The 15,905-nt window shown below is 63.8% G+C and carries 3 protein-coding genes and 3 pseudogenes; 5 read left to right on the forward strand and 1 reads right to left on the reverse strand.

Annotated features, from left to right (window positions below; all coding sequences use genetic code 11):
- Positions 1 to 140: 140 nt before the first annotated feature.
- A complete protein-coding gene (locus tag LJU32_13785; GenBank protein WKV86954.1) occupies positions 141 to 1,313 on the forward strand; it encodes an MFS transporter in 1,173 nt (390 codons plus the stop codon).
- A gap of 148 nt (positions 1,314 to 1,461) precedes the next feature.
- On the opposite strand, the pseudogene LJU32_13790 reads toward LJU32_13785, so the two are convergent.
- A pseudogene (locus LJU32_13790) lies at positions 1,462 to 2,593 on the reverse strand (cupin-like domain-containing protein).
- A 135-nt stretch (positions 2,594 to 2,728) separates the two neighbouring features.
- On the opposite strand from LJU32_13790, the gene LJU32_13795 reads away from it, so the two are divergent.
- The 4 genes and pseudogenes from LJU32_13795 (at position 2,729) to LJU32_13810 (ending at position 15,893) form a co-directional block, all read left to right on the forward strand.
- Positions 2,729 to 3,469: an alpha/beta fold hydrolase gene (locus LJU32_13795; protein WKV86955.1), complete on the forward strand. Its 741-nt coding sequence runs from the start codon at positions 2,729 to 2,731 to the stop codon at positions 3,467 to 3,469.
- Between the two features lie 35 nt (positions 3,470 to 3,504).
- A pseudogene (locus LJU32_13800) lies at positions 3,505 to 4,487 on the forward strand (TauD/TfdA family dioxygenase).
- 187 nt (positions 4,488 to 4,674) lie between these two features.
- The gene (locus tag LJU32_13805) at positions 4,675 to 8,076 is read left to right on the forward strand and encodes an amino acid adenylation domain-containing protein (GenBank protein ID WKV86956.1); all 3,402 of its coding nucleotides are present in this window, start codon (positions 4,675 to 4,677) and stop codon (positions 8,074 to 8,076) included.
- Positions 8,073 to 15,893 (forward strand): annotated as a pseudogene (locus LJU32_13810) (amino acid adenylation domain-containing protein). Before LJU32_13805 ends, LJU32_13810 begins: the two are co-directional and overlap by 4 nt.
- Positions 15,894 to 15,905: the final 12 nt, after the last annotated feature.

The following is a 15,905-nucleotide window of genomic DNA, read 5'->3' on the forward strand; positions in this document are numbered from 1 at the left end:
TTCGCGAGCAGGCTCGCTCCCACAGGGGACGGCATTTCGAATGTGCGAGCGAAGGGGCCTTCACAGACCGCTAACAATTGCGCGCTTCCACGGCATTCAAGGCTATGGCAACTTGGCCGCCCCTGATGAGGCTGCAATCGATGGCAAATCCCTACCGCGAATTGTTCACCGCCCCCGGCGCCCGTGCGTTTGTGCTGGCCGGGATGCTGGCGCGCATGCCGATTTCCATGACCGGCATTGGCCTGATCACCATGCTCGCGCAGTTGAACGGTGGTTATGCGCTGGCGGGTGCGGTGGCGGCGACGTTTGCCTTGGCCACGGCGTTTTGCGCGCCGCAGGTATCGCGACTGGTTGACCGCTACGGGCAGGGGCGGGTGCTGCCGATCGCAGCGCTGACCGGTGGCGGTGGGTTATTGATGTTGCTGCTGTGCACGCGTTTGCAGGCGCCGGACTGGACCTTGTTCGTCTTCGCCGCGCTGGCCGGGTGCATGCCGAGCATGTCGGCGATGGTGCGGGCGCGCTGGACCGAGATCTATCGTGGCCAGCCGCAATTGCAGACGGCGTATGCGCTGGAGTCGGTGCTCGACGAAGTGTGTTTTATCGTCGGGCCGCCGCTGTCGGTGGGCCTGTCGGTCGCGGTGTTTCCCGAAGCCGGGCCGCTGGCGGCGCTGTTGGCCCTGGCCATCGGCGTGACGGTGTTTGTCGCCCAGCGCAGCACCGAGCCGCCCGTGCACGTGCAGGAGTCGCAGCATCAGGGCTCGATCATTCGCTCGACCGACGTGCAATGGCTGCTGGCGTTGATGCTGGCGATGGGCGTGATCGTCGGAGTCATCGATGTGGTCAGCGTCGCTTTCGCTCAACATCAGGGCCAGCCGGCAGCGGCGAGTATTGTCTTGTCGGTATACGCGATTGGCTCATGCCTGGCCGGCATCGCCTTCGGTGCGATGCGTTCGAAACTGCCGTTGCCGCGCCTGTTTCTCTACGGCGGCGTGGCGACGGCGGTGACCACGCTGCCGCTGCTTTTGGCGAGCAACATCCTCGGCTTGTCGATCGCGGTATTTATCGCCGGCCTGTTCTTTTCGCCGACGCTGATTGTGGCAATGGCGTTGATCGAACGCATCGTGCCACCGGCCAAACTGACCGAGGGCCTGACCTGGCTGGTGACCGGGCTGAGCATCGGCGTGGCGATCGGCGCCGCCGGTTCCGGCGCGCTGGTGGATGCGTTTGGTGCGCGCAGCGGGTTTTGGCTGGCGATAGCGGCGGGGGCGGTGGTACTGGTTTCAGCGTTTCAAAGTTTCCGTCACTTGAAATAACAATCCTGTTGTAGGAGCTGACGAGTGCAACGAGGCTGCGATCTTTTGACTTTGACTTTGGATTTTGAAGATCAAGATCAAGATCAAAGATCGCAGCCTCGTTGCACTCGTCAGCTCCTACGCTCCTACGCTCCTACAGGAAATGGGGTTACCAGCCTCGTCCTGAGTTGATCCAGAAGTTGACGGATAGCGAAGTCGACACCGACTCCACCTGATGGAACCAGCCCTCTGGCAAAAACAGCAGATCCCCAGCCTCCAGCGTCACCCGCAAAAACGTCACCTCCCGCGCTGCCGGGAAACGTTCATAGTCCGGCGCGTCCGGGTTGAAATCGCAGCCATCCAGGCCTCCCTTGGGCGCTGTCGACCAGGTGCCCAGCGCTTCGCGGTGATGCGGCGCGGCGAGGGTGAATTTTTCTGCCCCCAGACCTGGGCGAAGAGGTTGTCGGTGTCATCGCGGTGCAACGGCGTCAGCGTGCCCTTGGGGCCGATCCAGATCCGTGGCGGGATGAACAGCGAGGTGTCGAAGTAGGGCGGGTATTGGATCTGTTGCAGCAATTGCGCCGGCAGAATGTTGTTGCCCATGTACGCCGGCGGCTCGCCGTCCGCGCCCTTGACCGCCGGGCTGTCCAGCGAGGCGATGAATTCGGCCATCGAGGTCGAGCGGAAATCACGCTCGGTGGAAAAGGTCTTCTTCACGTAATCGCCGTGGCGGGTGATGCCCTGCAGTTCAGCAAAATGCACCAGCGATTCCTCACGGCTCAGGCTGAACAACGGCCAGTCGTGCAGGGCATTGCTGATCACCAACGGAATGCCGTTGGGCAGATAACGGGTTTCGAATTCGTGTCGGCTCAACTCGGCGCGCGCACGCCGTTCGATGCTGGTCTGCCGAGGCAGCGCAGCAGTGAGCTTTTCACTGAAGCGCGGCGGCGTCGGGTAGCGCTTGTTCATGTCGACTTTTTCCACCGTGCCGCCACCCTGGCGGGCGTGGTCGATGATCTGCGGCAACATCGTCGCCAGACCCATGTTGCCGCCGATCTTCAGGCGCCCGCTGGCGAACAGTTCCTCGACGTTGACCACGCCGGCCATGATCCCGAGAAAGTCTTTTTCCGCGACTTCGATGGTCACGTTCGGACGCGGGTGACGCCCGACTTCCGTGCGCTGGCTGGTCTTGATGTCATACCAGTACGCCTGCTGCGCGCTGAAAATGAACTGGAAAACCCCTCAATGCCGACCGCGCCGGCGTTGGCGAACAACTTGCCCAGAATGCTCTGCAGGTCCACGGTGATGCCCTCGCGATTGTTGTTTTTTCCTGAACAGGCAACGAGCGGCTGGCGGCGGAATTTAGCGGGCGGGCGACTAATTTGTCCGGCGAGTGATCCGTCTTTCTTGCAGACACATTTTTCAAGGAAAGCGCGGTGACCAAGCTGACATTGCTGTGCCTGCCCTATTCGGGCGCCAGCGCCATGGTTTACAGCCGCTGGCGGCGTCAACTGCCGACGTGGCTGCAATTGCAACCGGTGGAACTGCCGGGGCGTGGCGCGCGGTTCGATGAGCCCCTGCAAACCGACATGCGCGCACTGGCGCGGCAACTGGCGCGCGAGCACAAAGCGGGGCTGCAAGGCCCGTATGCGTTGTTCGGGCATAGCCTGGGTGCGTTGCTCGCCTGCGAAATGGCCCATGCCTTTCGCGAACTCGGCATGCCCGAGCCGCTGGCGCTATTTGCCTCCGGCACCGCCGCACCGACGATGCGCAGCGATTACGACCGCGGCTTTGCCGAACCGCGCAGTGATGCAGAGCTCATCGAACAGCTGCGCACCTTTCAGGGCACCAGCGAAGAAGTCCTCGCCAATAAAGAGTTGATGAGCCTGACCCTGCCGGTGCTGCGCGCCGATTTCATGATGTGCGGGCGCTTCACGCCTGCCCAGCGGCCCTTGCTCAATTGCCCGGTGCACGTGCTCGGTGGCAAGGAAGACCGCGCCACCACCGAACAACTGATCGGCTGGAGCAAAGAGACCCTGGGCAGTTTCTCGGTGGACATGATGACCGGCGGGCATTTCTTCATTCATGAGCACGAAGCGCGGGTCATTCGCGCGATCAAGACGCATCTGGAAGTGCATCACCGGCGCCTTGCGCAGGCCGCGCAACCGGCGTTCTGAGACGCGACTCATCTATCATTTTCAGGAGGCCAGTCATGGCTGTTGCTCTGGGATTTTCCGTTCGGCCGCTGCTGCCTGAGCGCGGGCGCTTGCCGCTGCTGGTCGAGGCGGGCGATGCCGACACCGATCTGTTGGCGGTATTCGATGAATTGCAGGCGTTGGTTGACGAGCACCTGCTGCGCGACGGTGGCGTGCTGTTTCGCGGCTTTCGCCTCGACGGCGCCGAGCAGTTCCGCCAGTTTGCCGCGAGTTTCGGCCATCCATTGCTCAACTACGAGTTCGGCTCGACGCCGCGCACCAACGTCACCCAAGGCGTGTACACCTCCACCGAATACCCGGCGCACCAAAGCATTCCGCTGCACAACGAACAGGCCTATTCCCGCGACTGGCCGATGAAGATCTGGTTCTACAGCATGATCGCCGCCAGGTCCGGCGGTGAGACGCCGATTGCCGACAGCCGCGAAGTCTACCGGCGCATCCCCGTGGCGATCCGCGAGCGTTTCGTCAGTAAAGGCCTGATGTATGTGCGCAACTTCGGCAATGGCCTCGACGTGGCGTGGGAAGACGTGTTCAACACCGAAGACCGTGAAGTCGTCGAGGCCTACTGCAAGGCTCACGGCATCGTCTGCGAATGGAAGGACGACGGTGAGCTGCGCACGCGGCAGACCTGTCAGGCGGTGGCGGTGCACCCGGTGACGGGCGACCACGTCTGGTTCAATCAGGCGCACCTGTTTCACATCTCCAATCTGCCAGCGGACGTACGCGAAAGCCTGCTCGACATCGTCGACGAAGAAGACCTGCCGCGTAACGTCTACTACGGCGACGGCTCGCCGATCGAAGACGAAGTGCTGGCGCAGATTCGTGCGGTGCTCGACGACTGTGCGATCAGTTTCCCTGGCAGGAGGGCGATGTGCTGATGCTCGACAACATGCTTTCGGCTCACGCGCGCTCACCGTTCGAAGGGCCGCGCAAAGTTATCGTGGCGATGGCCGAGGGGCATTCGCAGGACGTGCGCTGACCTGTTCGCAACCCTTCAACTCAAATGCCGAATCCGGGCCTGTACCGGCTTCGGCATTTGTCTGTCTGGCCTTTGTACCGTCGGGCCGTGATTGCCGCAGGCGCGCTAAATCATTGCGCGGGCCATTCGTTCTTGTTGATACGACCGGGTCTCCAGGTCACGCCGCCGATCAGCAAGGACTCCACGCATGAATGCCGCAGACGCACAGAAACTAGCCCGCCGCTTTATCGAATTGCCCCAGGACAAACGCCGTCTGTTCCTCGCCGGCATGGCCCGCGAGGGCATCGATTTTGCGCAGCTTCCGATGACCGCCTGCGACGGCATCGCCGAGCGTGACGGCCTGTCTTACGCGCAGCAGCGCATGTGGTTTCTCTGGCAGCTGGAGCCGACCAGCGCCGCCTACAACCTGCCGATGGCGGTGCGTCTGGAGGGCGATCTAAACGTCGAGGCACTGGAACAGGCCTTCAGTCGTCTGGCGGCGCGCCACGAATGTTTGCGCACCACCTTCGGCCAGGACGGCGAGCGTGCCTTCCAGCGCGTGGCCGCACCGCAGCCACTGAAACTGCCGGTGACTGACCTGAGCGAGTTGCCCCAAGCCCAGCGCTGGCCGCTGGCGCAGCAGCACATGATGGCCGAGGCGACCCAGGCCTTCGACCTGCAGAACGGCCCGCTGCTGAGCCTGCGGCTGTTGCGCCTGGCCGCGCAGGAACACGTGCTGCTGCTGACCCTGCATCACATCATCGCCGACGGCTGGTCGATGAACATTCTGATCGACGAATTCATGCGCACCTACGACGCGTTGGTGGCCGGGCGTGAACCGACCCTGGCGCCGCTGACCGTGCAATACCGCGACTACGCACTGTGGCAACGCAGCTGGCTGGAGGCCGGTGAGCGCGAGCGGCAACTGGACTACTGGCGCACGCAACTGGGTGACGAACATCCCGTGCTGGAATTGCCCACCGACCGCGCTTATCCGGCGCAAGCCAGCCATCAGGGCGCACGCCTGGAAACGGTGATCGACGCAGCCCTGCGCGAAGAGCTGAAAAACCTTGCGCAGCGTCAGGGCGTGACCTTGTTCGTGGTGTTGCTGGCAGCGTTCAAGACCCTGTTGCATCGCTACAGCGGCCAGACCGATATTCGTGTTGGCGGGCTGATCGCCAACCGCACCCGCAGTGAAACCGAAGGCCTGATCGGTTTCTTCGTCAACACGCAGATCCTGCGCAGCGCGGTCACCGCACAAACGCCCTTCACTGAGTTGCTGCAGAACCTGCGCCAGGCTGCACTGGGCGCTCAGGCCCATCAGGATCTGCCGTTCGACGCCTTGATCGAAGCCCTGCAACCGGCGCGCAGCCAAAGCCACAATCCGCTGTTTCAAGTGATGTTCAACCACCAGCCGCTGGTTACCGATTTGCATCAGGCGCAACTCGCTTCAGGCTTGCGCGTGGGTTATCTGAGCGAAGAGCAACTGGCCGGCAGCGCTCGGCAACACGCGGCCACCAGTGATCTGATGCTCGACACCCGCGAGGAGGGCGAGCAACTGTTTGCCGCCTTCACGTACGCCACGGATATTTTTGATGCCGCGACCATCGCCGCGCTGGCCGGGCATTGGCGCAACATTCTCCAGTCGGTGTGCCGTGATCCGCAGCAGTTGATCGGCGAAGTGACGATGCTCGCCGACAGCGAACGGCAAGCGCTGATACAAGCGACTGCACCCGTGCCTCGGTTTACCAGCGTGCAAAGCCTGTTCGAAGCGCAAGTCGCGCGCACTGCGCAAGCCCCGGCGGTGCTGTTGGCCACAGCGCCTGCGCCGACATTCAGCTACGACGAGCTCAACAGCCGCAGCAATCGTCTGGCCCATCAGTTGCGCGCACAGGGTGTCGGCCCGGACGTGCTGGTCGGCGTCGCGCTGGAGCGTTCGCTGGAACTGGCGGTGGCGCTGCTGGCCGTGCTCAAGGCCGGCGGTGCCTATGTGCCGCTGGATCCGCAGACCCCGGTCGAACGCTTGCGCCATGTGCTCGCTGACAGTGGTTTGAAACTGTTGCTCAGCGACCAGCAAAGCCTCGCCAGCCTGCCGCCACTCGACGGCATCGAGTGCCTGTGTCTGGAGCAATTGCCCGCCAGCGAGCAGAGCGACAACCTGCCGGTCACTGTCGAGGCTGACAACCTCGCGTACGTGATCTACACCTCTGGCTCCACCGGGCGGCCGAAAGGCGTGGCGGTCAGTCATGGCGCGCTGAGCGAGTTTATCGCCCGCGCCATCGACTACAGCGATCTGCGCGAAGGCGACCGGGTTCTGCAATTCGCCACCAGCAGCTTCGACGGTTTCGTCGAGCAGTTTTTCCCGCCGCTTTGCCATGGCGCGAGCGTGGTCATGCGCGACGCGCCGTTGTGGGACAGCGCGACGCTGCATCAGGTCATCATCGATCACGGCATCACTCTGGCCGACCTGCCGGCGGCCTACTGGTATTGGCTGGTGCAGGAATACGCGGCGAAACCGCCGGCCAGTTTCGGTGCGCTGCGGCAGATTCACGTCGGCGGCGAAGCCATGGCCGTGGATGGATTGCGCTTGTGGCAGCAGGCCGGCCTGGGGCATGTGCGTTTGCTCAACACCTACGGCCCGACCGAGGCCACGGTGGTCTCGACGATTCATGACTGCACCGCGCTGACCGCGCAGGACGTGTCGTGGCGCGGCATGCCGATCGGCCTCGGACTGGCAGCGCGGCGTCTGTACGTGCTCGACGATGATCTGAACCTGCTGCCGCAAGGTGCGGTGGGCGAGTTGTACATCGGTGGGCCGGGGCTGGCGCGCGGTTATCAGCGTCAGCCGAGCCTCAGTGCCGAGCGTTTCATCGCCGACCCGTTTGCCGACGGCCAGCGCCTGTACCGCACCGGCGACCGTGCACGGCTGCGCAGCGATGGCGCGCTGGAATATGTCGGTCGGGTCGATCATCAGGTGAAGATTCGCGGCTTCCGCATCGAACTGGGCGAGATCGAATCGCGCCTGCAGCAATCTCCGGGCGTTCGCGAAGCAGTGGTGCTGGCGGTGCCGTTCGCCGGCGGTGCGCAACTGGTCGCTTACGTGGTGACAGAACCTGCGGTGCTTGCCAGCGCGGCAACGCAAACGGCGTTCCGTCAGCAGACCCGCGCGGCGCTGCAAGCCAGCCTGCCGGATTACATGGTGCCGGGGCATCTGCTGTTGCTGGCGAACCTGCCGCTGACACCGAGTGGCAAGCTCGACCGCAAGGCCTTGCCAGCGCCGGATCCGGCGCAGTTGCAGGGCGATTATCGCGCCCCGCAATCGCCGGCCGAACAATGTCTGGCGCAGGTCTGGGCCGAGGTGCTGCACGTGCCGCGTGTGGGCCTGGACGATCACTTTTTTGAACTGGGTGGCCACTCGTTGCTGGCCGCGCAGGTGATCGCCCGGGTCAAGGAGCAGATGGGTGTGGTGCTGCCGCTGCGCAGCCTGTTCGAAAAACCGCTGCTGGCGGATCTCGCCGAGGTGCTCGGGCAACTGGCCGAGACGAGCGGCGACGACGACTGGTCCGACCTGGATCAGTTCATGAATGCTTTGCAAGGAGAAGAAGTATGAGCGGCACGATGGCGGAACGTATTGCAAAAGGTTCGTCGGCCTGCCGCTGGAACAGCGTCGGCTGTTTCTCGCCAAGCTGCGCGAGGAGGGCAAGGATTTCAGCCTGTTGCCGCTGCCGGTCAGCCGCCACGACTGCGCGCAGATTCCCTGTCGTTCGCCCAGCAACGCCTGCTGTTTCTCTGGCAACTGGAACCGCACAGCGCCGCATACAATATGGCCGCTGGCTTGCGTCTGAAAGGCCGGCTGGATGAGTCGGCCCTGAGCCGCTCGTTCGATCATCTGCTGGCGCGCCATGAAGTGTTGCGCACGGTGTTTCACACCGACGGTGATCAAGCGCATCAGCTGATTCTCGAGCAGCAAAGTATTGCGCTGGAACGCTTCGATCTGACCGGTACCGCCGCGCAAGAGCGCGAAGAACTGCTCGCGCAACACGTGCAAGACGTCACCGCGCAACCGTTCGATCTGCGCCACGGCCCGTTGTTGCGCGCCAGTCTGTTTGCTCTGGCCGACGATGAGTTCGTGCTGGTGGTGAGCATGCATCACATCGTCTCCGATGGCTGGTCGATGGACGTCATGGTCAAGGAGTTCGTGCAGTGCTATCCGGCGTTCAGCCTGCAGCGCGAACCGCAATTGCCGGCGCTGCCGTTGCAATACGCTGACTACGCGATCTGGCAGCGGCGCTGGCTGGAGGCCGGCGAGGGCGAACGCCAGCTCGACTACTGGCGTCAGCAACTGGGCGACGAACATCCGCTGCTGGAAGTGGCGCCGGACTTTGCCCGACCGCTGACACAAAGCTTTGCAGGACAGACCCTGAGTTTCGATTTCGGTGCTGACCTTTCGCAGCAGCTCAATGCCTTCGCGCGCAGCCAGGGCATCAGCCTGTTCATGCTGGTGCTGGCCGGGTTCTCGCTGTTCCTTTCGCGTCTGGCCGGCGAGCGCGACATTCGTGTCGGCGTGCCGAATGCCAACCGTGGCCGCGCCGAAGTCGAGGGGCTGATCGGTTTCTTCGTCAACACTCAGGTGCTGCGCTGCCAGGTCGATGAGCGCGGCAGTTTCGCCGATTTGCTCGCGCAGGTGCGTGAAGCGGCGTTCGGCGCGCAGGCGCATCAGGAATTGCCGTTCGAGCAACTGGTCGACGAATTGGTCGCCGAACGCACACTGGGCCACAACCCGTTGTTCCAGGCCAAGTTCAACCAGAACGTCGGTATGCAGAAACAGCGCTCGATGGCTTTGCCCGGCCTGACCGTCAGCGAATACCCGCTGGCCAAGGACGGCACGCATTTCGATCTGGCGCTGGACATCACCGACGACGGCGCACTGATCCATGGCCAGCTGACCTACGCCAGCGATCTCTATCGGGCGGAAACGGTCGCCGGTTTTGTACCGATGTTGCTGGATCTGTTTACACAGTTGCTCAACTCGCCGCAGGCGCCATTGCACACGGTTGCCACACCACGGCCTGCTGCGCTTGCCATTCACCGCGAACCGGCGTTGACGGTGTTGCAGCACTGGACGCGTGAAGTGGCCCGGCAGCCGCAGGCGCTGGCCGCTCGTGATCTGCAGAAGACAATGACGTTCCAGGCGCTGGATCAGGATGCCAATCGTCTCGCCCATTATTTGCGTGCGCAGGGCGTCAACGTTGGCGACCCGGTGGCGGTGCTGCTCGAGCGTTCGCTGGACTGGCTGACTTGCCTGCTGGCGATTCTCAAGGCTGGCGCGGTGTACATGCCGCTCGACGTCAAGGCGCCGAGCGCGCGCCTGAAGCAGATGCTCGGCGCTGCGCAGGCGCGGGCGCTGATCGGTGCTGAAGGCGACGCACGGCTCAGCGAATTGGCGGGTGAGGGCTGTCAGGGCCTAGAGTTTGTACCGGAGCAATGGCAGTCGCTGCCGGCGTCTGCGCCTGAGCTGACGCTGCATGCGCAATCGCCGGCCTACGTGATTCACACCTCCGGTTCCACCGGGCAACCCAAGGGCGTGCTGGTCAGCCACGGCGCGCTGGGCAGTTATGTGCGCGGCGTCCTCGAGCGTCTGGCGCCGGCGCCCGAGGTGAGCATGGCGCTGGTCTCGACCACCGCCGCCGACCTGGGCTTCACCGTGCTGTTCGGCGCGCTGTGCTCGGGCCGACTGCTGCATGTGCTGCCGGAAGAACTCGGTTTCGACCCGGACCACTTTGCCGAATACATGGCCCGCCACCGTGTCGGTGTGCTGAAAATCGTTCCCGGACATCTGGCCGCGCTGTTGCAGGCGGCCAAGCCTGCCGACGTGCTGCCGGAACACGCGCTGATCGTCGGCGGCGAAGCCTGTTCGCCGGCGCTGGTCGAGCGTGTGCAGCAACTGAAACCGGGCTGCCGCCTGATCAACCACTACGGGCCGAGCGAAACCACCGTGGGTGTGCTGACTCATGAGGTCGAAGTGCTTGCCGCACAAGCACGCAGCGTTCCAGTCGGCACGGCGTTGGCCGGTGCGCATGTCTATGTGCTCGACGATGTGCTCAACCTGGTGGCCGATCAGGTTGCCGGTGAGCTGTACATCGGCGGCGACAGCGTTGCCCTTGGCTACCTGAATCAGCCGGCACTGACCGCCGAACGCTTCCTGCCCGACCCGTTCGGCGCACCGGGCGCGCGGGTCTACCGCAGCGGCGACCGGGTCCGGCGCAATCGCGAGCAGGCAGTGGAATTCATCGGTCGTGCCGACGATCAGGTCAAAGTGCGCGGCTACCGTGTGGAGCCTGCGGAAGTCGCGCGGCTGTTGCTCAGCCTCGATGGCGTCAGCGAAGCCGCCGTGCTCGCGCTGCCAATGGATGACGATCCGGCGCGCCTGCAACTGCTGGCGTGGTGCGTGCCGGCACTGGGCGTGAAGGTGCAGGCGCAGGAGCTGCGCGAACAATTGCAGGCGCGGCTGCCGGATTACATGGTGCCGGCACAGTTGCTGTTGCTGGAAAAGCTGCCGCTGACTGCCAACGGCAAACTCGACAAGCGTGCCTTGCCAGTGCCCGGCGTGGTTAGCCAGCAGTTCGTCGCGCCGGTCGGTGAGATCGAGGAAAAACTGGCGGCGATCTGGGCCGAGGTGCTCAAGCTCGAACGGGTCGGCAGCAGCGATAACTTCTTTGAACTGGGCGGCGACTCGATCCTCAGCTTGCAGATCATCGCCCGGGCCAAGCGCCAGGGCATCAAGCTCAGCCCCAAGCAGTTGTTCGAAAAACAGACCATCGGCCAATTGGCTGCCGTGGCCAGACTGATCGAAGCCAAACCGGCTGCCGTCGCCGCACCTGTGGCACGTGGGCCGTTGCCGTTGCTGCCGATTCAGGTGCGCTTCTTCGACACGCCGATTGCCCAGCGCCAGCACTGGAACCAGTCGGTGATGCTGCAACCGACCCTGGCGCTGGACGCCGTACATTTGCGTAAGGCGCTGGCGGCGCTGGTCGAGCAGCACGAAGCGCTGGCCTTGAGCTTTGTGCAGTCGGGCGATAGCTGGCAGGCGTTGCCGCAGACTCAGCGCGATGCCGAACTGCTTTGGCTGCGCGAGCTGGACAGTCTCGATGCCTTGCCGGCCGTGGCCGACGCGGCGCAGCGCAGCCTCGATTTGCAACGCGGGCACTTGCTGCGCGCGGTGCTGGTCACTCTGCCGAATGCCGAGCAGCGTTTGTTGCTGGTGATTCATCACCTGGTGGTCGACGGCGTGTCGTGGCGCATTCTGCTTGAGGACTTGCAGCAGTCTTACCAGGCATTGGCGGCGGGGACGGCGGCGGTGTTGCCAGGCCAGAGCAGTTCGCTGCACAACTGGGCCGAGCAGTTGCATCGTTATGCGCAGAGTGAAGCGCTTGCCGGCGAACGCGATTATTGGCGCCAGACCCTGGCGGCGGAAGACGCGGCACTGCCACAAGATTTCGCCGTGGACAGCCAGACCCGCGCCCAGGCCGCTCGCGCCAGTACGCGCCTGAGCCAGACATTGACCGACAAGCTGCTGAAAGTCGCCCCGGCGGCGTACCGCACGCAGATCAACGACCTGTTGCTGACGGCTTTGGCGCGGGTGCTGTGTGACTGGAGCGAGCAGCCGTCGGTGTTGATCCAGCTCGAAGGCCATGGTCGTGAAGACCTGTTCGACGACATCGACCTGAGCCGCACGGTCGGCTGGTTCAGCAGCCTGTTCCCGGTGCGCCTGACCCCGCAGACGAGTCCCGCTGCATCGCTGTGTGCGATCAAGGAACAACTGCGCGCGGTGCCGGGCAAAGGCATCGGTTATGGCGTGCTGCGTTACCTCACGCGTGCAGCCGAGTTGCAGACGCTGGCGCAACCACGGGTGACCTTCAATTACCTCGGTCAGTTCGACGGCGCGTTCAGCGCTGAGCAGGGCGCGTTGTTCGTGCCAAGCGCTGACAGCACCGGCGCCAATCAGGATGGGCAAGCGCCGCTGGGCAATTGGCTGAGCGTCGACGGACAGGTTCTCGGTGGTGAGCTGGAACTGACCTGGACCTTCGGCAGCGGCATGTACCGCGCCGAGACCATTGAGGCGCTGGCCGAGGCTTACCGCCGCGAACTGCAACGCCTGATCGAACATTGCTGCGCGAGCGGGGCAGGTGGCGTGACTCCTTCGGATTTCAACCTCGCCAACCTGACCCAGGCGCAGCTGTCGGCATTGCCGATTGCGCCGCGTGACATCGTCGATCTGTACCCGCTGTCGCCGATGCAGCAAGGCATTCTGTTCCACAGCCGCAACGAGCCGGACAGTCCGGCCTATACCAATCAGCTGCGCGTCGACGTCGAGCAGCTCGACGCCGAGCGCTTCCGCCAGGCTTGGCAGCAGACCCTCGAAGCCCACGATATTCTGCGTACGGCGTTCGTCTGGCCGCAGGATGCCGCCGCGCCGGTGCAAGTGGTGCGCAGCCGCGTGCAGATGCCGTGGCAGGTGCAGGACTGGCGCGGTCGCGCTGGCCTGGATGTCGCGCTTGATCATCTCGCCACTGAAGATCTGCATAACGGCTTCGATCTGCTCGATGCACCGCTGTTGCGCGTGACGTTGGTGCGCACCGATGAGCACACTCATCACCTGATCTACACCTGCCATCACATCCTGATGGACGGCTGGAGCACTTCGCAGTTGTTCGGCGAAGTGCTGCAACGTTACGCCGGCATCGTGCCGAGCGCAGGGCAGGGGCGTTATCGCGATTACATCGAATGGCTCGGCCAGCGTGATCAGCAGGCCAGTCGACAGTTCTGGAGTGCGGCGCTGGCGGACCTTGAACAGCCGACGCGACTGGCCAGCGCCATGCCGGTCCGGCACGCGGCCAGCGGCTATGCCGATCACGAGCATGTGTTCAGCGAGCCGCTGACCGCCGATCTCAACCGCTTCGCCCGCGAGCAGAAAGTCACCCTCAACACGCTGGTACAAGCGGCGTGGCTGCTGCTGTTGCAGCGCTACACCGGCCAAAATCACGTGGCGTTTGGCGCGACGGTCGCCGGACGGCCAACCGATTTGCCGGGCGTCGAACAACAGATCGGTCTGTTCATCAACACCTTGCCAGTGGTGGCAGCGCCATCGCCGGAGATCGGCGTCAGCCAATGGCTGCAACAGGTGCAAAACCTCAATCTGGCCGTGCGCGAGCACGAACACACGCCGCTGTATGACATTCAGCGCTGGGCCGGTACGGGCGCCGGGGCGTTGTTCGACAGCATTCTGGTGTTCGAAAACTACCCGATGGCCGAGGCGTTGGCGCAGGGCCCTGAGACGGGCCTGAAGTTCTCGGCAATCCGCCGGCAGGAGCAGACCAACTATCCGCTGACGCTGGTGGCGATCACCGGCCGCGAGCTGAGTCTGGGCATAAGTTACGATCAGGCCAGCTTCGACGCTCAAGCGATCCGCGCGTTGAGTGCGCAGTTGCAAGGCCTGCTCGAGCAGTTCCTCGCCGACGCCACGCAGCCGCTAGGCGCGCTGCAACTGCTCGCCGAGCCACAACGGCAAAAGTAATTGAGTGGGGCAAGGCGCCGGTTGCCACGCCGGATCAACGCACGGTGCTGGCGCACATCGCCGCGCAGGTGCAACGTCAGCCGCAGGCGAACGCGGTGCTGTTCGCTGAGCAGTCCATCGATTACCAAAGCCTCGATACCCGGGCCAATCGTCTGGCGCACAAGCTGCAAGGCATGGGCGTCGGGCCGGAAGTGCGCGTCGGCGTGTGCATGCGCCGCACGCCGCAGATGCTGGTCGGCTTGCTGGCGATCCTCAAGGCCGGTGGCGCTTATGTGCCGCTTGACCCGGATTATCCGCAGGAGCGCTTGCTGCACATGCTCGACGACAGTCGCGCGGCGGTGCTGCTCACTGAGCCAGCGGCGTTGGCGATGCTGCCTGAAACTTTGAGCGCACAGGTGCTGCTGGTGGACGAGAACGTCGCCAGCGAATGCCCGGCCACTGCGCCGCTGGTTAACCTCGCGGCTGAAAATCTGGCGTACGTGATCTACACCTCCGGCTCCACCGGCAAACCGAAAGGCGTAGCCATCAGCCACGGCAATCTGTCGGCGCTGATTCAGTGGTCAGCGGGTGTCTATCGCGAAGAACAATTGTGCGGCGTGCTCGCTTCGACGTCGATCTGCTTCGATCTGTCGGTGTGGGAAATCTTCGTCACGCTGGCCTGCGGTGGCTGTCTGATATTGGCCGACAACGCCCTGGCGCTGGCCGATTTGCCGGCGCGCGAGCAGGTCACGCTGATCAATACCGTGCCGTCGGCGATTGCCGCGTTGCAACGGGCGGGACAGATTCCGGCTTCGGTCGGCACCATCAATCTGGCCGGCGAACCGCTCAAGCAGAGTCTGGTTGACAGCCTCTACGCCAGCACTCAGGTGCGGCAGGTCTACGACCTCTACGGGCCGTCGGAGGACACCACTTATTCGACTTTCACCCTGCGCACGCCGCAGGGGCGGGCGAACATCGGTCGGCCGCTGGATAACACCGTGGCCTACCTGCTCGACAGTCAGTTGCAGGTGCTGCCCGAGGGCGTGGCGGCCGAGCTGTACCTCGCTGGCGCCGGGGTGACGCGCGGCTATCTGCGCCGCGCCGCGCTGACCGCCGAACGCTTTGTGCCGAATCCTTACTCGAGCAACGGCGAGCGCCTGTACCGCACCGGCGATCTGGTGCGCCAGGGCGACGATGGCAACATCGAGTACATCGGTCGCGCCGACCATCAGGTGAAAATTCGCGGTTTCCGCATCGAGCTCAGCGAGATCGAAGCACGCGTGTTGGAACTCGACGATATTCGCGAGGCGGTGGTACTGGCGCAGGACGGCGCCGCCGGCAAACACCTGCATGCCTACCTCGTCGCGGCGCCGGACAGCGAGCGGTCGACACTGACCGAGCGGGTACGCAATGCGCTGGCCAGTCGCTTGCCGGCGCATATGCTGCCGGGGCATCTGCACCTGATCGCCGCGATCCCGCTGACGCCCAACGGCAAGCTCGATCGCAAGGCGCTGATGGCGTTGGGCGAGAGCCCGACGCAGGAGCAATACCAGGCGCCGCAAAGCGATCTGCAATGGGAGGTGGCGACGATCTGGCAGGAGGTTCTGGAAGTCGAGCGGGTAGGGCTGGCGGACAACTTCTTCCAGCTCGGCGGCCATTCGTTATTGGCGACGCTGGTGGTGACCCGGGTGCAGGAGCGCCTCGGCGACAAGGTGCCGCTCAAGGCGTTGTTCGAAACCGACACCCTCAAGGAGTTCTGCGCGCGGATCGAAGCGCTGCGCGTCGAAATGTCGCCCGTTCAGGATGAATTGGCTAAATCACTGGAGGCCCTCAAACGTCTATCCCTCGATGATCTGGAAAAACTGATTTCTTGAGAGGGAAAAACG

Source organism: Pseudomonas sp. B21_DOA, from assembly GCA_030544685.1.
Taxonomy (GTDB): Bacteria; Pseudomonadota; Gammaproteobacteria; order Pseudomonadales; family Pseudomonadaceae; genus Aquipseudomonas; species Aquipseudomonas fluorescens_AO.